Here is a 23,320-nt window from a genome sequence, read left to right on the forward strand (position 1 = left end):
ACCAGCCTGGCACGCAGGAACATTCCGTGCATTTCGATCAATGCCGCTGCGTACGCTCCGCCTCGTCCGCCGCCCCGCCCGCGCCCACGAGCCCCTTCCCGACCCCGCCGAGCCGCGGCTCGAAGCGCCTCATCTCGCGCTGGCCCACCACGCCGATGAGCGACGGCAGATACCCCCGCACCGACTGCATCCCCCGCAGCCACCACTGCGCGTACACATGGGGGGAACGCCGTTCGATCCCCGCCACGATGCGGTCCACCGCCGGACCCAGCGGGTATGTACGGTTCGTCGGCCACGGCAGCCGCTGCCGCAGTTCCCGCATCGCCTCGTCCTGGTCCGCGCCCCGCACCATGTCCGTGTCCGTCCAGGACAGATAGCCGACACCGACCCGCACACCCCGGTAACCGACCTCCGCCCGCAGGCTGTGCGCGAACGCCTCCGCGCCTGACTTCGACGCGCAGTACGCCGTCATCATCGGTGCCGGTGTGATCGCCGCCAGCGACGCGATCTGCAGGAAGTACCCCCGGCTCTCCCCCAGGACCGGCAGGAACGCGCGCCCCGTCACCGCGCTCCCGATCAGATTGACCTCGATCACCCGCCGCCACGCCACCGGGTCCGAGTCCAGGAACGGGCCGCCCGAGGCCACGCCCGCGTTCGCGACCACGATGTCGACCTTGCCGAAGCGCTCCTTGACCTCCTGCGCGACCTGCGTCATCGCCTCGTGGTCCGTGACATCGGCATGCCACCAGTCGCTCTCGGCGTGCAGCCTGCCCGAGACCCGCTTCAGCTCGTCCGGCTCCAGGCCGACCAGTGCCACCTTCGCGCCGCGCGCCGAGAGCTTGCGGGCCAGCAGCTCGCCCACGCCCCGTGCCGCGCCGGTGACGACCGCGACCTGCCCCTCCAGGCTCACCCTGCTCATGCGGCCTCCTTCTTCGCGTTCACAAACGTAGTCGCCAGCTCACGGATCTTCGCGGTGATGGCCTCCGGCGCCTCCACGGGCGTCATGTGTCCCATCCCGGCGAGCTCCACGAGCTCCAGGCACTCGGGCAGCGCCGCGGCAAGACGCCGCGCGTGCACGATCGGAGTGAGCCGGTCCGCGGTGCCCGCCAGCACGACCGTGGGCGCCCTCAACTCCCGTATGCCCGGGTCGAGATCGAGCCCGGCGAGCACCTGCGACCAGACCACTCGGGACGTCCGCGGGCAGGCGTGCACGATACGGGCGCACTCCGCGACCCGCTCCGGCGCCGAACCGGGGCCCATCGTCGCGTACTTGAGGATGCGCTTGGAGAGCGGTGTCACGGGGCCGAGCGGGGCTCGCGCGCCGAGGATCAGCCGGGTGAGCCTGGTGCGCAGCCGCCCGGCGCGCATGGGCAGGATCAGGGACTCGTCGATGAGCCGTGAACTGCCCGTGCTGCACAGCAGCACCGCCGCCGCGTGCTCCGTGAACGCGGCCCGCCCGGACGCCGCCATCAGCGTCATCCCGCCCATCGAGTGCCCGGCGAGCACGGCCTTCTCGCCCGGCGCCAGTACGGTGCCGAGCACCGCCTCCAGGTCGTCGGCGAGTACGTCGGTGCCGACCGCGGCGGCCGGTGTGCGGCCGTGACCCCGCTGGTCGTAGACGACGACCCGGTGATCGCCCGCCAGTTCCCGGATCTGCGCGGCCCAGAACTCGGTCGAGCAGGTCCAGCCGTGGGCCAGTACGACGGCGGGCGCGCCGTCCGGGCCGTGCACCTCGACATGGATCTGCGATCCGTCGGCGGAGACGGCGGTCAGTGTCCGGCTCATCGCGAAACCTCCGCGGCCTCCGCGGCCTCCGCGGCCTCCGCGGCCTTCCCGGTCTCCCCGGTCTCCACGGCCCTCACCACAGGCACAGGCCGGGCATCCTTCGCGGGCACGCGTACGACCTCGTACTCCGCGAGGTGCACCGCACGCGTCGCGTTCCGGAACTCCTGCGTCGTCCCCGGCCAGATCGTCGTGTTGCGGCCGTTCGCGTCCAGATACCAGCTGGTGCAGCCGCCGGTCTTCCACACGGTCCGCTTCATCCGCTCCTGCACCCGCCGGTTCCACGCCCCCACGGCGGACGGCCGGGCCGCCAGCGCCGCGCGCCCGCCCAGGACGGTCAACTGCCGCATGTAGTCGGCCATGTAGTTCAGCTGCGACTCGATCATCAGGATCATCGAGGAGTTCCCGAGGCCCGTGTTGGGGCCGATGATCGTCATCCAGTTGGGGAAACCGGCCGCGGTCGCGCCGCGCAGCGACTGCATGCCGTCCTTCCACGACTCGGCGAGGGTGATCCCGTCCGCCCCGACCACGCGGTCGGCGATCGGCATGTCCGTCACATGGAATCCGGTACCGAAGATGATCGCGTCGGCCTCGGTCTCGCTGCCGTCGGCGGCGACGAGCGTCGATCCGCGTACCTCCGCCAGTCCGGAGGCCACCACATCGACATTGCTCCTGGCGAGCGCCGGGTAGTACTCGCTCGACAGCAGGATCCGCTTGCAGCCGATGCGGTACGAGGGCGTCAACGTGGCCCGCAGGGCCGGGTCCTTGATGGTCTTCGCGATATTCGCCCTGGCCATCGCCTCGATGAGCCCGAGCTCGTTCGGCCGCTTGGTGAAGGCCTGGACCTGCAACTCCCTGATGCCCCACAGCAGTCCGCGCCGCGCGGCCCCGGTGAACGGCAGCTGCCGGTGCAGCCAGCGCTCGACTCCGGTGATCCGCCGGTCCATCCGCGGCATCACCCACGGCGGGGTGCGCTGGAAGAGGGTCAGCTTCCCGGCCCGCGGCTGGATCGCGGGCACGATCTGGATCGCGGACGCGCCGGTGCCGATCATGGCGACGCGCTTGCCGCGCAGGTCGTAGTCGTGGTCCCAGCGGGAGGAGTGGAAGACCTTGCCGGGGAATTCGGCGAGACCGGGGATCTCCGGGATCTTGGGGTCGGACAGCGGTCCGGTCGCGGAGACGACCACATCCGCGGTGAGCGTTCCCTGAGAGGTCTCGATCTCCCAGCGCAGTTCGTCGCGGTCCCAGCGCATCATCAGGACTTCGTGGTTGAAGCGGATGTGGGAGCGGAGCCGGAAGGTGTCCGCGACATGCTCCAGATAGGCGCGGATGTGCTCCTGGCCGGAGAAGGTACGGGGCCAGTCGGGGTTGGGCGCGAAGGAGAACGAGTAGAGGTGCGAGGGCACGTCACAGGCGCACCCGGGGTAGCTGTTGTCCCGCCAGGTCCCGCCGACCGAGTCCGCCCGCTCCAGGACGACGAAGTCGGTGATCCCTTCGCGGCGCAGCCGGACCGCGGCGCCCAGGCCGCCGAAGCCGGATCCGATCACTGCCACCCGTACGTGCTCGTGTCGTGAGTGCTCGCGCTGGCCCATGCCGCCGCCTCCCGCTGAACGTCCCAACCATGCCAGCAATCACTGGCATGGTTGGGAGAGTAGAGCAGCGGCATACCTTGCGGTAGGGGTAGGGCGCGACAAGTTACCTGGGGTACAACATAGGCTTCCGCTGTGGCAGACGTACGCGAATACCGCATGGAAGAGCTGGCCAAGGAGGCCGGCATCACGGTGCGCACGTTGCGCTTCTACCGCGAGCGCGGGCTGATACAGCCGCCTCGCCGGGAGGGCCGTATCGCGTGGTACGACGACCACCACCTGGCCAGACTGCGTACGATCGCCGCCCTGCTGGAGCGGGGCCATACGCTGAACGGGATCGCGGATCTGGCCACGGCGTTCGAGAGCGGCCGGGACGTCGGCGACGTCCTGGGACTGGGCGCCCCGACCGAGGAGGAGCCGATCCGGCTCACCCCCCAGGAACTGGCCGACTACTTCGAGGGCGAGGTCACCCCCGAGAACCTGGCGGCCGCCCTGGACCTCGGCTATCTGGCGACGGACGGCGACGAGATCGTCCACATCAGCCGCCGCCTGCTGGAGGTCTCCTCGGCACTGGTACGGGAGGGCGTGCCGCTCTCGGAGGTCCTTGAGGTGGGCCGCAAGGTCCGCGCCCACGCCGATGCCCTGGCGGATCTCTTCGTCGAGACCCTGCAGGCCCACACGGCGGAGGGTGAGGTGGAGAGGCTGCGCCCGCTGGCGAAGAGCGTGGTGGAGGCGGAACTCTCGATGGCCATGGACCGCCGGCTGAGGAAGTAGCCGGGAGCCGCCTACGCCTGAGGCCTGTGCCGGGGCGGGAGATCCGGTCGGCGGAGATCCGGCGTTCCCTCGTAGTCCGGCGGGGTCGCCGCGGGGTGCGTCTTCAGCAGCTCCAGCGCCAGTTGGATCGCGTCGTCCAGCTGCACATGGCGGCCCTCCGCCCAGTCCAGGGGGGTGCGCAGCGCGTCCACGTCCGGGTCGACGCCGTGGTTCTCGACGGACCAGCCGTATGCGTCGAACCATGCCGCGTTCATCGGGACGGTGATCACCGTGCCGTCGGCCAGGCGGTGGCGGCCCGTCATGCCCACCACGCCGCCCCATGTCCGGCTGCCCACTACCGGGCCCAGGCCCAGCAGTTTGAACGCCGCCGTGATCATGTCGCCGTCGGAGGACGTCGCCTCGTCGGCCAGCGCGACGATCGGGCCGCGTGGCGCGTTGGAGGCGTACGAGACGGGCTGGGCGTCCCGCGTCAGGTCCCAGCCGACGATCTTGCGGGTCAGTTTCTCGATCACCAGCTCGCTGATGTGGCCGCCCGCGTTGCCCCGCACGTCCACGATCAGCGCCGGGCGCGACATCTCCATCCGCAGATCGCGGTTGAACTGCGCCCAGCCCGAGCCGCCCATGTCCGGGATGTGCAGATAGCCGCATGCGTCGCCGCTCAACTCCCGTACCACCTCACGGCGTTTGGCCACCCAGTCCTGGTAACGGAGCGGCCGCTCGTCGACCAGCGGGACGACGGCGACCCGCCTGGAGGGCCCGTCGCCCTCCGGTGGCCGGAAGGTCAGCTCGACCGTCGTGCCGCCGGCCGCCGAGAGCATCGGGTACGGGCCCGTCACCGGGTCCACCCGCCGGCCGTCCACATGCGTGAGGATCGCGCCGTCGCGGATGCCCGTGCCCGCCAGCGGCGAGCGCGCCTTGGAGTCGGACGAGTCGCCGGGCAGGATCCTGGCGACCACCCAGTCGCCGTTGCGGCGGACCAGATTCGCGCCCAGCAGCCCCATCGCCCGCTGGTAGTGCGGCGGGCCCTCGTTGCGCCGCGCGGGCGTGACGTACGCATGGGACGTGCCCAGTTCGCCCAGTACCTCGCGCAGCAGATCCGCGAACTCGTCCGGCGCCGCGACCCGTTCGACCAGCGGACGGTACTGATCGAGCACCGCCTCCCAGTCGATCCCGCACATGTCGGGCTCCCAGAAGTACGCGCGGGTGATCCGGCCCGCCTCGTCGTACGCCTGGCGCCATTCGGACGCCGGGTCCACCTCGTGCAGGATCCGGCGCAGGTCCAGATAGACCGTCGAGTCGCTGTCCCCGGACTCGGTCGCCGGGACCGCCCGCAGCTCCCCTTCGTCCACGACCACCAGCCGGCTGCCGTCGCCGCTGACGGAGAACCAGTCGACATGGCCGACCAGTTCGGTCCGCCGCGCCTTGGTGATGTCGAAATGTTCGAGGGCGGGGCGGCCGGACGTGTCCGCCGGGTTGGCGAAGGTCTCGCCGAGCGCCCCGGAGATCGGCCAGCGCAGCCAGACCAGACCGCCGCCGCTGACGGGATGGAGCGCCGAGTACTTGGAGGCCGACACCGGGAGGGGTGTCACCCGGCTCTCCAGCCCCTCGACCTCGACCGTCACCGTTCCGTCGCCGCCCCCGTTGGCGGGCTCGTCCAGCGGGTCGAGCCCGCCCGCCGCGGGCCGTCCGTCCGGCAGCAGCGCGAAGGGCGAGGGGGTGGCCGAGGACAGCGGTACGAGATAGGGGCGGCAGCCCAGCGGGAAGGACAGGTCCCCGGTGTGCACGTCGTACACCGGGTCGAAGCCCCGCCAGGACAGAAACGCGAGGTAGCGGCCGTCGCGCGTGAAGACCGGATTCTCGTCCTCGAAGCGGCCGTTGGTGACGTCGACGATCGTACGGTCGTTGATGCGCGCCATCTTGATCTGCCGCAGCGAGCGGCCGATGCCCGGGTGCGACCAGGTCAGCCAGTGACCGTCGGGCGAGAAGGCCAGATCGCGGACCGGGCCGTTGTCGGAACGGATCAGTTCGGTGACCTCACCTTCCCGGGAGTTTTCACCGGCCCCGGAGTCCTCACCCCCCTCGGAGTCCGCACCTTCCTCGGCCTCCTCGCTCGCGTCGATCAGCAGCAGGCGACCGTCGTGCGAGGCGATCGCGAGCCGCTCCCCGTCCGGGTCCGAGACCAGCTCCTGGACCCGGCCCAGCTCTCCGGAGGCCAGCCGCCGCGGCTCCCGGTCGCCGCTCGCCCGCGGCAGCCAGGCGATCTCGATCGCGTCCTCGCCGTCCGCGTCGGTGACATACGCGACCTGGCCGCTGCTGCCGAGCATCTCCGGCCTCCGGACCCGTACGCCCGGGGTGTCCGTGATCGTCCGCGCCGGACCGTCGCGGTGCGTGAGCCAGTACAGGCTGCCTCGTACGGAGACGGCGCTGGCCCGGCCCGTCGTGTCCACCGCGATCGCGTTCACATGACTGGCGGCCGGCACCTGGTACCTGCGCCGTCCGGCGCGCGGCCCGCCGAGCCGTACCGCCAGCTTGCGCGGCTCGGCGTCCGGCGTCAGTCCGTCGACGATCCACAGGTCGCCCGCGCACTGGTAGACAACCCTGCGACCGTCGCTCGAGGCGTGCCGGGCATAGAAGGCGTCATGATCGGTGTGCCGCTGGAGATCGGTCCCGTCGGGCCGGCAGGAGTAGAGATTGCCGATGCCCTCGTGGTCGGAGAGGAACGCGATGCGGCCCGAGACGAACATCGGGCAGTCCAGATGGCCGTTCAGATCGGCGAGCAGCCGCTCGCCGTGCAGCCAGAGCCGGCCCGTCGCCCCACCGCGGTACCGCTTCCAGGCGGCCGGCTCGTGCGGCGGTTTGCCGGTGAGCAGCAGCGTGCGGTGTTCTCCCTCGGTGTCCATGACCTGGATGTCGGAGGCCGGGCCCCAGGGGAGCCGCCGGCCCGGGGAGCCGTCGGTGTCCACCTTGTAGGCCCAGGAGAAGTACGAGAACGGCTGGCCGTGCGAGGAGACGGCGAGGATGTGGCCGTCCGGGTCCCAGCCGCACACCCGGGTGTCGGTCGAGCCCCAGTAGCTCAGCCGCCGCGCGGGCCCGCCGGCCACCGGTGCCAGGTGGATCTCCGGGTCGAGGCTGCGCCAGCTCGTGTACGCGATCTCGCTGCCGTCGGGGGAGAACCGCGGATGGCCGACTCTGGTGCGGTCGACGGTGAGCCGCCAGGCGCGTTCCGGCCGGTGCCCGGCCGGTACCAGCGGGGCGATCCAGAGATCGTCCTCGGCGGCGAAGCACAGCACGTCGTCGTGCAGATGAGGGAAACGGAGATACGCGACGTCGTCACTCACCCCCCAATGCTTTCCGCGCTCCGGGGGCGCGGCAACTTGTGGAGGGGGTGAGTCCCCGCCGTGACTCACGACACAAGCGAAACGGTTTCGTTTCGCTGACGGGCTGGGATAGCGTACGAGGTGTACGAAACCGTTTCGTTCGGCAGCGACAGCGACAGGGGGTCGACCATGACGCGCAGCCGGCTCACGCCCGAGCGCGAGGCAGAGCTGTACGAAGCCGTGCTCGACCTGCTGCGCGAGGTCGGCTACGACGCCCTGACGATGGACGCCGTCGCCGCCCGGACCCGGTCCAGCAAGGCCACGCTCTACCGCCAGTGGCGGAGCAAGCCGGAGCTGGTCGCCAGGGCGCTGCGGCACAACAAGCCGGTGAGCGTCGCCGACATCGACACCGGCACCCTGCGCGGCGACTTCCACACGATGCTGGAGCGCACCGACGACTGCCAGATGGAGAAGGACTCCGCGCTGATGCGGGGTCTGGCCCAGGCCATCCACGGCAACCCCGATCTCCACCAGGCCCTGCGGGAGCTGCTGATCGAGCCCGAGATCACCGGACTCGACACGCTGCTGCGGCGGGCCGTGGAAAGGGGCGAGGTCAGCGTGGACAACCGCGCGCTGGACTTCGTCCCGCACATGCTGGTCGGCGCGTTCGTCGCCCGGCAGCTGATCGAGGACCGGACCCCCGACCGGACCTTCCTCACCGACTACCTGGACGCCGTGGTTCTCCCCGCCCTCGGCGTCTGACCTCCTCCGTACCTCCCCGTACGGCTGATCCCTCCCCGCACCACCCTGACGCGCGCCGCTCTCGTCGTCGGGCCGGCTCCCCATGCCCTGTTCACCTCACACACGGGAGTACGCCCTCGTGGCCACGTTTCTCTACAAACTCGGGCGGTCCGCCTTCCGGCGCCGCCGCCTCGTCGCCCTGCTGTGGGTGGCGCTGCTGGCGCTCGCCGGGGTCGGCGCGGCCTCCGCGTCCACCGCCACCTCGTCGTCCTTCTCGATACCGGGCACGGAGGCGCAGAAGGCCTTCGACCTGCTGGAAGAGCGCTTCCCCGGGGCCAGCCCCGACGGCGCCACCGCCCGCGTCGTCTTCAAGGCGCCCGACGGCGGCAAGATGACCGACGCGGCCAACAAGGCCGAGGTGAACAAGGCGGTCGCCGCGCTGAAGGACGGCAGCGATCAGGTCGCCACCGTCGCCGACCCGTACACCGCCAAGGCGGTCTCCAAGGACGGCCGTACGGCATACGTGGCCGTCACCTACAAGGTCAGCTCGATGGAGCTGACCAAGGAGACCCGCACGGCGCTGGAGAAGACCGGCACCGAGGCCCGTGACTCCGGGCTGACCGTGGAGATCGGCGGCGACGCGCTGCAGGCCGTCCCGGAGACCGGCCCCGGCGAGATCATCGGTGTCGCCATCGCCGCCGTGGTGCTGGTCATCACCTTCGGCTCGCTGGTCGCCGCCGGACTTCCGCTGCTCACCGCGATCATCGGCGTCGGCATCGGCATCTCCACCATCACCGCGCTGGCGAACGTGCTCGACCTGGGCTCCACCACCTCGACGCTCGCGACGATGATCGGCCTCGCGGTCGGCATCGACTACGCGCTGTTCATCGTCTCCCGCTACCGCGCCGAGCTGGCCGAGGGCCGCGAGCGCGAGGAGGCGGCCGGCCGGGCCGTCGGCACCGCCGGCTCCGCGGTCGTCTTCGCGGGTCTGACCGTGGTCATCGCGCTGGTCGGCCTCGCCGTCGTCAACATCCCGATGCTCACCAAGATGGGCTTCGCCGCCGCGGGCACCGTCGTCATCGCGGTCCTCATCGCGCTCACCCTGATCCCCGCGCTGCTCGGCTTCGCCGGCAAGCGGGTGCTGGGCCGCAAGGTCCGCAAGGGCAAGCAGACGAGCGAGAAGCCGAACATGGGCACCCGCTGGTCGCGCCTCGTACTGCGCCGCCCGGTCACCGTGCTGCTCGCCGGAGTTGTCGGCCTCGGCGCCATCGCGGTCCCGGCCGCTTCACTGGAGATGGGTCTGCCGGACGACGGCTCCCAGCCGGTCTCGACCACCCAGCGCAAGGCGTACGACCTGCTGTCCGACGGCTTCGGCCCCGGCTTCAGCGGTCCGCTGCTGGTGGTCGTCGACGGCGACAAGAGCGCGGCCGAACGTACGGTCAAGGAGATCCGGGGCCTCGACGGCGTCGTGGCCGTCACGCCGCCGACCGTGAACAAGGCCGGCGACACCTCGATGATCACGGTCATCCCCAAGGACCGTCCCTCCTCGGTCGAGACCGAGGAGCTCGTCCACTCCATCCGGGCCGACAGCGGTGACAATGTGCTGGTCACCGGCGCCACCGCGATGAACATCGACTTCTCGCAGAAGATGAACGACGCGCTGCTGCCCTATCTCGCGCTCGTCGTCGGTCTCGCCTTCCTGCTGCTGATGCTGGTCTTCCGCTCGGTGCTGGTGCCGTTGAAGGCGGCTCTCGGCTTCCTGCTCTCCGTCGTCGCGGCGCTGGGCGCGGTCGTCGCGGTCTTCCAGTGGGGCTGGCTGGGCTCGCTCTTCGGGGTGGAGCAGACCGGCCCGATCATGTCGATGATGCCGATCTTCATGGTGGGCGTCGTGTTCGGCCTGGCCATGGACTACGAGGTCTTCCTGGTCACGCGGATGCGTGAGGCGTACGTCCACGGCGAGCGGCCCGGCGAGGCGATCGTCACCGGCTTCAAGCACGGGGCCCGGGTGGTCACGGCCGCGGCCGTCATCATGATCGCGGTCTTCTCCGGCTTCATCGGCTCGAGCGAGCAGATGATCAAGATGATCGGCTTCGGTCTCGCGATCGCGGTCTTCTTCGACGCCTTCGTGGTCCGGATGGCGATCGTGCCTGCCGTGCTCGCGCTGCTCGGTCACAAGGCGTGGTGGCTGCCGCGCTGGCTCGACCGGGTGCTGCCCAACGTGGACGTGGAGGGCGAGAAGCTGCGCAAGGAACTGGCGGGCGACGCGGCGGACGGCGGTCCTCAGGACCCTGACGACGAGCGCGCGTTGGTGCGCGTCTGAGTCGGCGTGAGACCCCGGGACGCGCTGTGAGCGGGCGCGCTTCCGGCAGCGCGACGGCGCCGTGGGGACGGGGACCGTCGCGCGACCCGATGGCCGCGCTCGTCACCTACGGGTGGCGGGTGCGGCCATCTCGTATGTCTCCCCCAGGAAGCGGATCAGGGTCTTCGTGTCGAACTGGACCACCGCTACGCCGTCCGGCGTATGGAACTCGAGGATGGCCAACACCCGGCCGCACGGCCAGATCCCGACGTCGCCGCTGCGGGCGGGCGCGCGCAGCCCCTTCTCCAGCAGTTCGCGGGGGAACGTCCAGGCACGGCCGCTGGGGAACCCGAAGCGCACTGCCTGCGGATCCTCGTCCGGGTCGTAACCCAGGATGACCTCGACGGATCGGTACTGGGGAGCGTCGGTAATGATTCTGGCCAATGCATGATTCTCGACGACGGGTGACATCGGCCGCTCCTCACTTTCGTCTTCTTTGTCCCTAATGTCCCATATTTTCGGCCAGATGCTCGACTCCATCTGTGACAGACTTGCTCTTGCACATGGTTTGCAACAAGGCTCTATCATTGAACAGTTATTCATCTGTCCGAAGCGGGAGCCCGCCATGCATGTCCCCGACGGATTCATCAACGCGCCGGTATCGGTGGCCGCCGGTGCTGTTGCCGCCGGCGCCGTCGCCGTCAGCCTCCGCGGCGCCCGCCGTGAGCTCGGGGGTGCCTCCCCTGCCGAAGGCCATGGGGGAGAGAAGACAGCGCCGCTGGCGGGACTCGTCGCCGCGTTCATCTTCGCCGTGCAGATGCTGAACTTCCCCGTCGCCGCCGGCACCAGCGGACATCTGCTGGGCGGAGCGCTCGCCGCGATCCTCGTCGGTCCGTACACCGGAGTGCTCTGCATATCCGTCGTGCTGCTGATGCAGGGCATCCTCTTCGCCGACGGCGGCCTCACCGCGCTCGGCGTGAACATCACCGTCATGGGCGTGGTCACGGTCGTCGTCTCGTACGCGCTCTTCCGTGGCCTGGTCACGGTGCTGCCCCGGGGACGCCGCTCGGTGGCCGTCGCCTCCTTCGTCGCCGCCCTCGTCTCCGTGCCGGCCGCGGCCACCGTCTTCACCGCGATCTATGCCGTCGGCGGGACCACCGAAGTCCCGGTGGGCAAGGTCCTCACCGCGATGGTCGGCGTCCATGTCCTGATCGGGATCGGCGAGGCCGCGATCACCATGCTGACGGTCGGCGCGGTCATCGCCGTACGCCCGGACCTCGTTCACGGGGCCCGGGGACTGGCCGCCCCGCTGAAGCTGCGCGTCGGCGGCGAGCTCGTCGACGCCCCCGCGGCCGCCCCCGTCGCCGCCCGGTCCCCGCGGGCCGTCTGGGCGACCGGCCTGGCCACCGCCCTCGTGCTGGCGGGCTTCGTCTCCTACTACGCCTCCGCGAGCCCCGACGGCCTGGAGAAGGTCGCCGCCGACAAGGGCATCGACAAGAAGGCCGAGGACCACGCGGCGAAGGACTCCCCACTCGCCGACTACGGCGTCAAGGACATCGCCGACGCCCGGATCTCCGGCGGCCTCGCGGGTGTGATCGGCGTCGGCATCACGGTCGTCGCGGGCACCGGCGTCTTCTGGTCGGTGCGCCGCCGACAGACGAAGGACGCGGGGCCCGCACGCGTACCGGACGCCGTCTGACATGGGCGCGGGCCACACGCACAAGCTCTACCGGCACGGGCACTCGCCGGTCCACGCACTGCCGCCGCACTGCAAGCTCGCGGCCGTCTTCGCCTTCGTACTCGTCGTGGTCTGCACGCCGCGCGAGGCGATGTGGGCCTTCGGTCTGTACGCCGTGCTGCTCGCCGCGGTCGCGGCGCTCGCCGAGATCCCTGCCGGATTTCTGCTGCGGCGCCTGCTCATCGAGATCCCGTTCGTGGCCTTCGCGGTCCTGATGCCCTTCGTGGTTCCCGGCGAGCAGGTCCAGGTGCTCGGTCTCTCGGTGAGCGTCCCCGGTCTGTGGGGCGCCTGGAACGTCCTCGCCAAGGGCACACTCGGCGTCGCCGCCTCCGTGATCCTCGCCTCGACGACCGAGCTGCGCTCCCTGATGCTCGGCCTGCAACGGCTCAAGCTGCCGCCGATGCTGGTCCAGATCGCGTCCTTCATGATCCGTTACGGCGATGTCGTCACCGACGAGATGCGCCGTATGTCGATCGCGCGCAGGTCGCGCGGTTTCGAGGCGAAGGGCGTGCGGCACTGGGGAGTCCTCGGCAAGTCCGCCGGTGCGCTCTTCATCCGCTCCTACGAGCGCGGTGAGCGGGTCCATCTGGCGATGGTCAGCCGCGGGTACGCCGGGACCATGCCGGTCATCGACGAAGTGACCGCGACCCGGGCGCAGTGGACGTACGCCGCCGCACTCCCCCTCCCGGCTCTCGCCGTCTGTCTGCTGGGATGGACCCTATGACCACCGCATCTCTTCAGGTCAGCGGCCTCGCCTACGCCTACCCCGACGGCCACCAGGCGCTCTTCGGCGTCGACCTGACGGTCGGGCGCGGCGAGCGGGTCGCTCTGCTCGGCCCCAACGGTGCCGGCAAGACCACGCTCGTCCTGCATCTCAACGGCATCCTCGCGGGCGGCGTCGGCTCGGTCGCGGTCGCGGGCCTGCCGGTCGCCAAGGCGAACCTCGCGGAGATCCGCCGCCGGGTGGGCATCGTCTTCCAGGACCCGGACGACCAGCTCTTCATGCCGACGGTCAGGGAGGACGTGGCCTTCGGTCCGGCTGCGTCGGGGCTGCGCGGCGCGGAGCTGGAGGCGCGGGTCGTCTCGGCGCTGACCCGGGTGGGCATGGAGCAGTACGCGGACCGGCCCCCGCACCACCTCTCCTTCGGCCAGCGCCGCCGGGTCGCGGTCGCCACGGTGCTGGCGATGGAGCCGGAGATCCTGGTGCTGGACGAGCCCTCGTCCAACCTGGACCCGGCGTCGCGGCGTGAACTGGCCGACATCCTGCGGTCGTTGGACGTGACCGTGCTGATGGTGACGCACGACCTTCCCTATGCGCTGGAGCTGTGCCCGCGATCGGTGATCCTCAGTGAGGGCGTGATCGCGGCGGACGGCGCGACGCAGAAGTTGCTGGGCGACGAGGAACTGATGCGGGCGCACCGTCTGGAGCTCCCGTTCGGCTTCGACCCCGCATCCGTTTCCCTTTGAACCGTCTCGTGTTCCCTTTGAACCCTCTCGTGATCCTTCTCGTGATCCCTCTCGCCGAGCTTGATTCCTCCCGCTGAGCTGACCCGCGAGTCAAGAGCGGCGGGGCCCGTTGCACCATGGGGGGATGAGCGGGAGCGGAAGGGCAGGCGCGGTGGACGTCCGGGGCACGGTGGCGGAGGGCTTCGAGCCGGTCCAGGACGCCTTCATACGCAACTTCGAGCAGCGCGGCGAACGCGGCGCCGCCGTCGCCGTCTACCGGGAGGGGCGCAAGGTCGTCGACCTGTGGGCCGGCACCAGGGACGTCGACGGCCATGAGCCCTGGGCCGTGGACACCGCGCAGATCGTCCGCTCCGCGACCAAAGGCATCGCCGCGGCCGTCGTCCTTCTGCTCCACCAGCGCGGCCAGATCGACCTGGACGCCCCCGTCGGCACGTACTGGCCGGAGTTCAAGGCGGCGGGCAAGGAGCGCGTCGTCGTACGCCAACTGCTGACGCACCGCGCCGCGTTGCCCGTGCTGGACCGCCCTCTCACCCCGGCCGAGGCCGCCGACGGCGTGAGCGGTCCGGCCGCGCTCGCCGCCCAGCGCCCCGCCTGGGAGCCGGGCACGGCGCACGGCTACCACGCCCAGACCTACAGCTGGCTGCTCGGCGAACTGGTGCGCCGCGTCACCGGCCGCACCATCGGCCGCTGGGTCGCCGAGGAGATCGCCCGCCCGCTCGACCTGGACTTCTGGATCGGGCTGCCGCAGGACGAGGCACACCGGGTGGGCCGGATCGGCCCGGTCGGCGAGCCCCCGGCGGCGGACGGCGGCGGCCTCAAGCTGCGTCCCAAGCCCGCCGTCTCCGCGGCCTACAGCGACCCCGAATCCCTCACCCGGCGCGCCTTCGGGGCGATCGACCCGGCCCCCGACGAGAACGACCCCGCCTACCGCGCAGCCGAACTCCCCGCGTCCAACGGCATCTCCACCGCCCGCGCGCTCGCCCGCTTCTACGCATCCACCATCGGCGAGGTCGACGGCGGACGTCGGCTCTTCGCCCCCGCCACGCTCACCCTCGCCCGCACCGAGGAGTCGGCCGGAGCGGACCGCGTGCTGGTCGTGCCCACCCGCTTCGGCCTCGGCTTCATGCTGCACGGTCCGGCCTCCCCGCTGTTCGGCCCGGGCTCCTTCGGCCACCCCGGCCGCGGCGGCTCGCTCGGCTTCGCCGACCCCGAGTCGGGCATCGCGCTCGGTTACGTAACCAACGGTCTGCGCAAGGGGGTTACGGCGGATCCACGGGCCCAGGCGCTGATCAGGGCGGTACGTTCAGCGCTATGAGCGGCGCGACGAGACGTTTCGAGGGGTAGGGCGTACTGATCACGGGCGCGGCGCGCGGCATCGGCGAGGCGACCGCCCGGCGGCTGGCCTCGGAAGGGGCCCGTGTCCTGGTCACCGACGTGGACGCCGAGCGCGCCGCGAAGACCGCAAGACACGGCCGAAAATCCCCGGACGGCCTGACGGTCCACCAGGTACTGCCCGCGGCGGACGGGACGCGGGCCCACTGCCTGTGGGAGGCAGCGTCAATCGACGATGTGCGCAATCTCATCGATCCCGCGACCGTCGGCATCTCCGTCAACGAGTACTTCGAGGTCAACTCTGACGAAGCCATCGGACTCCCGTGACCCATCGCTGAGAGCCAGACCGCAGCAGCCGCGCAGCCCTCGGGCAGCCTGTCGGCCGGGCTGTCACCCGAGTGGTGTGGCTGCCCGGCCGCATCGTGGCCAGGTGGTCGAGGTCGGCGGCGGCGAGGTTGCCGATGCGGATGGCAGGGCGGTCGGACCGTCCGGAAGGTGACAGTGCGCCTATGCCGGTCGGGGTGTCTGGCGGCGCTGCCCGGCCGCCAGCACGAAGGTCACGGTGATCAGCAGCGCCCACGCCCCGAACTTCGCCACCGACACCGGCTGCCAGCCGCCGAGCTGGTCCGGATAGCTCCAGGCGCCCGCGTACGTCGCTATGTTCTCCGCGACCCAGAGGAAGAACCCGATGAGCACGAACGACAGGGCGAGCGGCATGCGATAGCTGTGCGCCCCCACGCGGAAGCGCACGAACGTCCCGGCGGTCGCGCACAGCAGCAGCGCGGCCAGCGCCCAGCGGAAGTCGGGCAGCCAGTGGTGGCTGAAGAAGTTCAGATAGACCGCAGCGGCGAGTGCGGTCATGATCCGCGGCCGGTACCCGTCCAGGCGCAGTGCGAACAGGTGCCAGGCACGGCAGACGTAACTGCCCACGGCCGCGTACAGAAACCCGCCGTACAGCGGCACGCCCGCGACCTTCGTCAGGGCCTCCTCCGGGTAACTCCAGGACCCCATCCGTACCTTGACCAGCTCGAAGAGCAGCCCGATCAGATGGCATCCGGCGATGACGGCCGTGTCGCGGGCGCTGTCCCAGCCGACCCTTCTGGCCAGCACCGCGAGGAGGACCCCGTACACCAGCACCAGGTCGTAGCGGGCGATCGGCAGGTCGTCGGGAAGGAGGCGCGAGACCGCGATGCCGCCGACGAGCGCGACCGCGAAGGCGCAGCAGCGAGCCTGCAGCCAGCCGAAGCGCAGTAGCTGATGAGCGCAGCGCGAGATCATCCCCATGCCGGGAGAGACGCCTGGAACACCCCGCGCGGTTCGATGATCGTCAACTGGCCCGCAGCATCAGACCGATGCCCACCACCATCAGCCCCGCCGCCGCGATCCTCGGACCGCCGAGCTTCTCCTTGAAGAACACCGCCCCGATCGCCGCGCCCACGGTGATCGAAGTCAACTCTTGCTGAAGCAGTAGTCTGTGCCCTGGTCACCGCGAGGTTGAACGCCCGTCGGTCGGCGGCGGGGCCAACGGATGCATGAGGCTTCGCCCGACGGCCTGAACTACTCCGGCCGTTCGTCGCGTGCTCGTCACCCAGCCGTTGAATCCGGCTCACGCCTGAACCGTGTTCGTGGGACCGTCCTGGTCGATCGACGCCTCGTCGGAAGAAGGCTCGGCCTGAGGTGGTGTGGTGTTCATGACCGCAGCAGCCATGTCATCCGGCAACAAGTCGCCGATGAGAGCCCCGAAGGCATCGTCGCCTATGAGAGCTCTCTGCTGGGCGAGCCAGTAGAGAAACGTGTAAGGAGCAACTCCGATCTCCATACAGATCGCCAGAGCCTGGAGCGTGTAAGGCACACCCTCGTCAGGGCGGTGCTGCACGGTACGCAGCGCGCCCAGTTGACCGTAGCTGGTGGCGAGGCCGGACCGGTCGCCCAGCTCCTCCGAGATCGACAGGGAAGCCCGGTAGCGTTCCTCGGCGTCCCCGTACTCCCCCCGTTCCTGCGCGATCAAGCCCAGCTGGTGGTAGACGCCGGCAATGCCGGACCGGTCGCCAAGCTCCTCCTTGATGGCGAGGGCCCTGCGGTAGTGCTCCTCGGCCTGCTGGAAATCCCCCCTCTCCTGCGCGATGACGCCCAGCTGGTGATAGCTGGTGGCGAGGCCGGAACGGTTGCCCAGCTCCTCCTTGATGGCGAGGGCCCTGCGGTAGTGCTCCTCGGCCTGCTGGAAATCCCCCCTCTCCTGCGCGATGACGCCCAGCTGGTGATAGCTGGTGGCGAGGCCGGAACGGTTGCCCAGCTCCTCCTTGATGGCGAGGGCCCTGCGGTAGTGCTCCTCGGCCTGCTGGAAATCCCCCCTCTCCTGCGCGATTCTGCCCAGCTGGTGGTAACCACCGGCGAGGCCCGACCGGTCGCCCAGCTCCTCCGAGATCGACAGAGCCGCCCGGTAGTGCTCCTCGGCCTGCCCGTACTCACCCCGCAACTGCGCGATCAGGCCCAACTGGTGGTAACCACCGGCGAGGCCGGACCGGTCGCCCAGCTCCTCCGAGATCGACAGAGCCGCCCGGTAGTGCTCCTCAGCCTCGCCGTACTCACCCCGCAACTGCGCGATCAGGCCCAACTGGTGGTAACCACCGGCGAGGCCGGACCGGTCGCCCAGCTCCTCCGAGATCGACAGAGCCGCCCGGTAGTGCTCCTCAGCCTCGCCGTACATGCCCCGGTCCTGCGCGATCATGCCCAGCTGGTGGTAGACGCCGGCAATGCCGGACCGGTCGCCCAGCTCCTCCGAGATCGACAGAGCCGCCCGGTAGTGCTCCTCGGCCTGCCCGTACTCACCCCGCAACTGCGCGATCATGCCCAGCTGGTGGTAGACGCCGGCAATGCCGGACCGGTCGCCCAGCTCCTCCGAGATCGACAGAGCCGCCCGGTAGTGCTCCTCGGCCTGCCCGTACTCACCCCGCAACTGCGCGATCAGGCCCAACTGGTGGATGTAGGCGGCAGCAGGACGGGAGCGGGCGGGGACCCAGGTGAGGGTCTCCTCGAGCAGGCGTTGTTCCCAGTCCCAGGCTCCCCAGGTGTGCAGTTGCGAGCACACATGCCGCGTGACGATGTCGGCTTGGTCAATGTCGTCGGCCTGGTGATGGTGGTATCGGGCCTCGATGAGCTGGGTGATGTCCGAGACACGGTCCTGGGGCCATACATCGACTCGCCAGCGCCAGTAGGCGGCAGCCCGGTTGTGGGCACCCGCGAGGCTACCCGGGTGGGTGCGTTGGTGGAGGGCACCAGCGGTCCAGGGATGTACCACCAGTCCGCTCGGCAGCGTGCCTGAGTCGTCCTGCGGCGCGAGGGCCGGGCTGACCAGGCCCAGTTCCAGCAGCAGCTTCAAGGCGTTCTCGGCGTGGTCGTCCAGTTCGACCGGGGGACGTTGCCGTCCTTCCCAATCGCGTTGGTACTGGGCGATGGTTTCAGGTGAAAGGCCGTAGCCTTCCGCGGCTTCGGCACCGGCGGTGCGGGCCTCGGAAATCTGCAGGTTCACAGCGTGGATGCGCTGCACCAGCGCAGGGTCCGGTTCTGGCGGAGCCGCGAACTCCGACAGTTGCCAGGCCGCCCCAATGCGGTCGACCGGAGTCCGGTAGACCGCCAAGCCCTCCAGCAGGCGTCGTGCCTCAGGCACCTCAGTCAGCTGGTCCAGCAGTGTGTCGAGGAGGATGTCGTCCACGGCCAGGGTGACCGTCTCGGCCAGGGCCGTGTCCAGGTCTCCCCGGACGCCTGCCAGCCAGCGTTCGGGGTCGTTGATGCCGCGTCGTTCCAGTGCGGTTTCCATGCGGTCGGCGATGTCGGGGAAGCGGGCCGGGCCGCCGCGTAGCAGGGCGTCGAGGTATTCCAGGGCGCGTGGGTGGCCCCCGACGTCGGTGTAGGCACGGTGCTGGTCGGCTGGGCCGAGGGCGTCCAGGCCGGGCAGTCGCCAGATCAGTTTGCGGGTCTCCGCGAGTGACAGCGGCCCCAGGTGATGGGTGGTCAGCCGCTTGTGGGCGCGCTGGGGGAGGCTGAAGGGGTAGCGGCTGGTGATGAGCAGTCGCGTTCTCGGGCTTGCCGCCGTCCACGCGGCCAGGAGATCCGCCAGCGCCGGGTCGGACAGCTGCCGGCCGTCACCGGAACGAGTCAGGAGGTCTTCGGCGTTGTCCAGGATCAGCAGGACCGTGAGCCTTGGCAGCACGAGCTGGCGGATGAGTTCCCAGCGGTCCCGCCAGGGCGATCTGGCGTCCGTCAGCGCCACCGCGACGCGTCGGAGCTGGTCATTCTCCGACAGATCCTCGGCCAGGCAGTATGCGGTCAGGCGTTGCCGCAGTGTCTCCAGGAAGGCGTCGACGGTGCGGGTGGTGGCCGCCGGGACCGACACGACGAGTCCCGCGTCGGCACCGAGATGGTGCAGCAGTTCGGCGGCCAGCGTGGATTTTCCGACCCCGCCGATCCCGTGGACCAGCACTCCCGCTCGGCCGGGGTCGCGCAGCGCTGCCCGGAGCCGGCGCAACTCGGTGCGGCGGCCCACGAAGTCACCGACTTTGTGCACCACCATGCCCTCGTCCAGAACCGGTTCCCTGAACAGGATCTCTTCGCTGGTCTCGTACCCGTGCTCGAACAGAGGCAAGGGCTTTCCAGCTAGAAACAGAGCCGGGACCGGCCACTCGGGAAAAGCCGCGCGCGGATCGCCGACCGGAAGCCTTTGCCGCACGGTCTCCAGGCTGCGGCGTGCTCGGGACAGCGCGGAGAGCGGATCGGGGCGTTCGGCCCGCGCCAGCTCCTCGTACAAGAGAGACGTCAGCTCCGTGGCATACGCGTCGCTGACAATATCTGTCATGGCGAGAACCGCCGGCACGCCCCGGCTTATCAGGCCCCATGCCACAGAGGTGGCGGACTGCTCCGGCCTCGTCCGCGAACCATCACTGGCGTCCGGCTCGTCCCAACGCTTCGGGACACGGGCGGTGGAGCAGGCCGCAAGGACCATGAGAGGGACGCCCCGCCCCGGCGGCAGCGTCTCGGCGAACTGTTGCGCGTCCACCTCGTGGGGCCGTCCGGCTTCGTCCTCCAGGGTCAGCGTGCCGGGGCCGGCATGACAGGACAGATGAAGTACGTGGAAGCGCTCCTCCTCCAGAGCGGCTCGGATATCGGCGAGAGTTCCCCAGTTCAGAACGCGTACGTACGCGCCGTGCCCGGTCCGACTTCGATCGACCGCGTCCAGGATCCTGGCCAGTTCGCGTTCGGAGTCAAGAAGTTCAGCCGCGTCGACACTGGGGTTGGCGACCACCGCCAGGACCCGCAGTGGTCCTGGAACCAACGGCACGAGCGAACTGTCCTGTCGGCCCGTGACGTGATACATCTCAAGCGCCGAAGACAGAGCGAGCGGTTCGTCCGTGCCGGGAACCACAAGTGTCTCCCACGGCAGGTTCTGCCACCGCGACTCGTCCACCTGGAGACCTAGCCGCAGCTTCGCGTTTCGTTCCTGCGCTGCCCGGATCTCGTCTCGCAGCGCGACCGCGACCTCGCCTCCCGCGAACCGCTCTCCCAGCGCCGCCCCGACGGCGGCGAGAGCCTTCGGCATCCCGTCCCCCAGTGTGGGGAGCAGTCGAGGGTGCACATCGCGGGTGACGACCGGGTGGCCGGCTCGGACCCGTTCGCGCGACAGAGCCCAGAGCAGTTGCTCCAGCTCGTGGTCCACACTGAGGGGCGTGAACGACGTCTCGGTCGTCGGCGTGGCGAGCACCACGGAGTCCGCGTTGATCCTCAGTACGGCGTGGACCGAGCCGGTCACGGCGGGCGGCGCACTGAGCGCCACGTTCGTGTTCGCGGGGCGACCGCTCACCGCACGAGCCAGTTGCCGGACCAGGTGTGTGTATTCCGAGAGTGAGGCCACACGACGGAAGTCAAAGAAGAGTCGTGAAGTGATGAACGGCGGCAGGTCGACGTCACCCAGCAGCACCGGGATCACACGGTCCGTAGTGGTGACGGCCGCTGCCAACTCGTCGTTGGCCCAGCCGGAGGCCGCCGAGTGCGGACTCACCACGACCACCACCGCGTCAGCTCTGGCCGAGCCGTCCATGAGCCGCGAGAGCAGCCGCTGTCCGCCGACCGCCTCCACCTGATCGAGCCAGACGTCGAGGCCAAGCAGATGCAGGTTTTCCGCGAGCGCTACGGCCCACTCGCGGTCTGCGTAGGTGTAGGAGACGAACACGTCGTAGTGCGCGACCGGCGTGGAGCGGGCCGCCCCGAACTCGAACTCGCCCGTAGTGTCGTTGACCTGGGCCGCGATGTGGTCGGCCGCGTCCGCCAGATCGGCGCGTGCGAGGTTGAAACTCTGGATGTTTCGGACCACTGGCGGCAGGGCCCGCAGGGCTTGCGCCGACACCACGACGGGCAGAGTGCGCCGCTCCGTGGCAGAGTTGACGGACTGTCGCAGAAAGTACTGGAGATCCTGTCGCTGTTCGGTGTCGAGGGATTCGTCGGCCAGCAGCACGAAATGATGGCTCGCGTCGATGAACTCACTCTGAGGATAACGGTGTTGGCCGACCTCCCCGACGCTCTTCGGGTACGTCGTGATCTGCCTTTCGCTCAGCATGGGGATCAGCCGACGAGCCAGTTCGGCGGTCGTGCTGCTGTAACTCAGAAACACGTCCGACGCGTAGTCCCGTTTTGCCCCCTGCACGGCGGTCGCCACATACGAGTCGCGGTTCTCCAGAAAGAGCCGTACATCATGGAGACGGCGGGCCAGCAGCGCGGCCAGGGTAGCGATGCTGTAGCTCACCTGGTCCGGGTAGCTGTGAGTTTCCGTGATGACCGGAAGAGATTCTCCGAACGACCAGATCGGAAAGTAGGGAATCGTCAGGCGCTGCAACATTTCATCGATCGGAGTTCCTTTCGGAATCCAGTCGCGCAAGCGCTTCTTGAGAATCTTGTTCTTGGCCAGCTTGCGGCGCCACATTTCACCGAGTTCGTACTCGGTCTGAGCATCGAACCTGCTGAGCAGTGGAATCGTTAGCAGGCGTGGCCGATCGTAGGGAAGATCGTCCCTGGCTGCCATGGAACGCTGGACGATGTCCAGGACACCGTCGATGTTCTGTTGGTTGGCGGTAAAGGCGAAGACCAGGACATCGGGCACCTGGGCGGTGCAGATGCCGCCCGCGTCGGTGATGCCGGTCCGGCTGTCGACCAGGATGAGGTCGTATTCCTTCATCCACTGCTCGCGCCAGCTTTCCAGCACTCTGCCGAAATCGCACTCGTCGTAGAGCCGCTCCCAGTCGATTCGCTGGAGGCGGGAAATATAGGTCTCGTCTGCCTTGCCGGAGGCTATGAGGTCGAGTCGGGCGCCATTCGGTAATTCGACCTTGGTGCGATTCTTGAGCGCGTCCGGGGGCATGCGGGCTCCCGGGCGGATCCCCTCGACCATTTCCAGGAGTCCCGCGGTAGGTCGATCCATGTGGGATTCGAAGAAATACGTCAGACCAGGTGCTTCCAGATCCCAGTCGACACACAGGACTCTGTAGCCCCACTGGGCGAGCAGCGCGGCGGTGTTGGCCAGAGCGAAGCTGCGCCCTACGCCACCCTTGTACGAATAGAAGGTGATGATCTGCCCGGGCTCTTTTGCCGCACGCTCCGTCATACGCCGTACCTGGGAATTCGAGCGATGTGCGGCTTTTCAGCCTCGGGCTTCAGTACCGGCCAGTCCTCACGCCATGGGGGAACGCTGTCGAGGCGCTTGGACACCCGTCGAGCCAGCCGCTTCACCTCACGGTAGAAGTGGTTGTACGGCTCGGTGTCCTTGAAGCTGAGGTGAGGATTGTTGTACTTCTTGAATTTGCACAGCTGCCGATTTCGCACACTCTCGGGAAATTTCTTGCCGTCCGAGAAAACTATCGGATAGATCAGGCCGGGGGTTTCCTCTTCCTTCTCCCTCTTTTCCATGGTGTGCCATTCTGCAACGCACCATTCGGATTCGAAATACGGAGGTGAGAGCACCGGGATCATCAGGCGACTTTCCCCGAGCCGCTCGGCAAGAAGATCAGGCCAGGGCAACCCGACCTTCTCCTTCATCTGCTTGTCAATGAAGACACTGGTGCTGCCGATCTCGTCTTCGAGGCACTTCTTGAGGTTCGGGTAGAAGTGGTTGTCGATCCATTGCTTGACCCACCCGGCTCTTCTGCTGTAGCTCACGAACACATCGATGTTGTAGTCCACCCCTGCCCCGTTTCAGACGCGCACTCCGGTTCCCCGTTTCATCGCCAGGACCGGATGG

15 protein-coding genes and 2 pseudogenes are annotated in these 23,320 nt (G+C 69.3%); 8 read left to right on the plus strand and 9 right to left on the minus strand.

The window, feature by feature from the left end; genetic code table 11:
• Nucleotides 1-37 precede the first annotated feature (37 nt).
• Genes ACQEVG_RS02720 through ACQEVG_RS02730 form a run of 3 tightly spaced genes read right to left on the minus strand, consistent with a single transcriptional unit; the run spans nt 38 to nt 3,374 of the window.
• Entirely contained in the window at nt 38-919 is an 882-nt protein-coding gene (locus ACQEVG_RS02720) for an SDR family oxidoreductase (RefSeq protein ID WP_432976400.1), read from the minus strand.
• On the minus strand, nt 916-1,785 hold the full coding sequence (locus ACQEVG_RS02725; RefSeq protein WP_432976403.1) for an alpha/beta fold hydrolase: 870 nt from the start codon (nt 1,783-1,785) through the stop codon (nt 916-918). Before ACQEVG_RS02725 ends, ACQEVG_RS02720 begins: the two co-directional genes overlap by 4 nt.
• Nucleotides 1,782-3,374, minus strand: coding sequence for a flavin-containing monooxygenase (locus tag ACQEVG_RS02730; protein WP_432976406.1), 1,593 nt, complete (start codon nt 3,372-3,374; stop codon nt 1,782-1,784). Before ACQEVG_RS02730 ends, ACQEVG_RS02725 begins: the two co-directional genes overlap by 4 nt.
• A 156-nt stretch (nt 3,375-3,530) precedes the next feature.
• Between ACQEVG_RS02730 and ACQEVG_RS02735 the strand changes: the two genes are divergently transcribed.
• Nucleotides 3,531-4,145: a MerR family transcriptional regulator gene (locus tag ACQEVG_RS02735; RefSeq protein ID WP_432984985.1), complete on the plus strand. Its 615-nt coding sequence runs from the start codon at nt 3,531-3,533 to the stop codon at nt 4,143-4,145.
• Nucleotides 4,146-4,156: 11 nt separating this feature from the next.
• Here ACQEVG_RS02735 and ACQEVG_RS02740 read toward each other — a convergent pair whose 3' ends face one another.
• Nucleotides 4,157-7,483, minus strand: coding sequence for a S41 family peptidase (locus tag ACQEVG_RS02740; RefSeq protein WP_432976409.1), 3,327 nt, complete (start codon nt 7,481-7,483; stop codon nt 4,157-4,159).
• A 168-nt stretch (nt 7,484-7,651) separates the two neighbouring features.
• Here ACQEVG_RS02740 and ACQEVG_RS02745 point away from each other — a divergent pair, with 168 nt between their 5' ends.
• Both ACQEVG_RS02745 and ACQEVG_RS02750 read left to right on the plus strand, forming a co-directional pair.
• On the plus strand, nt 7,652-8,224 hold the full coding sequence (locus ACQEVG_RS02745; RefSeq protein ID WP_432976412.1) for a TetR/AcrR family transcriptional regulator: 573 nt from the start codon (nt 7,652-7,654) through the stop codon (nt 8,222-8,224).
• Between the two features lie 118 nt (nt 8,225-8,342).
• Entirely contained in the window at nt 8,343-10,523 is a 2,181-nt protein-coding gene (locus tag ACQEVG_RS02750; protein ID WP_432976415.1) for an MMPL family transporter, read from the plus strand.
• A gap of 102 nt (nt 10,524-10,625) precedes the next feature.
• Here ACQEVG_RS02750 and ACQEVG_RS02755 read toward each other — a convergent pair whose 3' ends face one another.
• Nucleotides 10,626-10,973 carry an SsgA family sporulation/cell division regulator gene (locus tag ACQEVG_RS02755; protein WP_432976418.1) on the minus strand — a complete coding sequence of 116 codons (348 nt, stop codon included), beginning with the start codon at nt 10,971-10,973 and terminating at the stop codon, nt 10,626-10,628.
• 154 nt (nt 10,974-11,127) lie between these two features.
• On the opposite strand from ACQEVG_RS02755, the gene ACQEVG_RS02760 reads away from it, so the two are divergent.
• From ACQEVG_RS02760 to ACQEVG_RS02780, 5 genes and pseudogenes are all read left to right on the plus strand, one after another.
• Nucleotides 11,128-12,201 carry an energy-coupling factor ABC transporter permease gene (locus tag ACQEVG_RS02760; protein ID WP_432976421.1) on the plus strand — a complete coding sequence of 358 codons (1,074 nt, stop codon included), beginning with the start codon at nt 11,128-11,130 and terminating at the stop codon, nt 12,199-12,201.
• Between the two features lies 1 nt (nt 12,202).
• Entirely contained in the window at nt 12,203-12,964 is a 762-nt protein-coding gene (gene cbiQ, locus ACQEVG_RS02765; protein ID WP_432976424.1) for a cobalt ECF transporter T component CbiQ, read from the plus strand.
• Entirely contained in the window at nt 12,952-13,707 is a 756-nt protein-coding gene (locus ACQEVG_RS02770) for an energy-coupling factor ABC transporter ATP-binding protein (protein WP_432976427.1), read from the plus strand. Before cbiQ ends, ACQEVG_RS02770 begins: the two co-directional genes overlap by 13 nt.
• A gap of 151 nt (nt 13,708-13,858) precedes the next feature.
• Nucleotides 13,859-15,022, plus strand: coding sequence for a serine hydrolase domain-containing protein (locus tag ACQEVG_RS02775; protein WP_432984989.1), 1,164 nt, complete (start codon nt 13,859-13,861; stop codon nt 15,020-15,022).
• A 35-nt stretch (nt 15,023-15,057) separates the two neighbouring features.
• A pseudogene (locus ACQEVG_RS02780) lies at nt 15,058-15,171 on the plus strand (SDR family NAD(P)-dependent oxidoreductase); the annotation flags it as partial.
• Between the two features lie 375 nt (nt 15,172-15,546).
• Here ACQEVG_RS02780 and ACQEVG_RS02785 read toward each other — a convergent pair.
• The 4 genes and pseudogenes from ACQEVG_RS02785 to ACQEVG_RS02800 all read right to left on the minus strand — a co-directional run bounded on the left by ACQEVG_RS02785 (nt 15,547) and on the right by ACQEVG_RS02800 (nt 23,262).
• Nucleotides 15,547-16,323, minus strand: coding sequence for a DUF817 domain-containing protein (locus ACQEVG_RS02785; protein ID WP_432976430.1), 777 nt, complete (start codon nt 16,321-16,323; stop codon nt 15,547-15,549).
• Nucleotides 16,324-16,366: 43 nt separating this feature from the next.
• Nucleotides 16,367-16,489, minus strand: a pseudogene (locus ACQEVG_RS02790) (EamA family transporter); the annotation flags it as partial.
• 156 nt (nt 16,490-16,645) lie between these two features.
• On the minus strand, nt 16,646-22,687 hold the full coding sequence (locus ACQEVG_RS02795) for a tetratricopeptide repeat protein (RefSeq protein WP_432976433.1): 6,042 nt from the start codon (nt 22,685-22,687) through the stop codon (nt 16,646-16,648).
• Nucleotides 22,684-23,262, minus strand: coding sequence for a TIR domain-containing protein (locus ACQEVG_RS02800; protein WP_432976436.1), 579 nt, complete (start codon nt 23,260-23,262; stop codon nt 22,684-22,686). Before ACQEVG_RS02800 ends, ACQEVG_RS02795 begins: the two co-directional genes overlap by 4 nt.
• Nucleotides 23,263-23,320 lie beyond the last annotated feature (58 nt).

Origin of the sequence: Streptomyces sp. CA-135486 (genome assembly GCF_050936555.1) — a bacterium.
Lineage (GTDB): Bacteria > Actinomycetota > Actinomycetes > Streptomycetales > Streptomycetaceae > Streptomyces.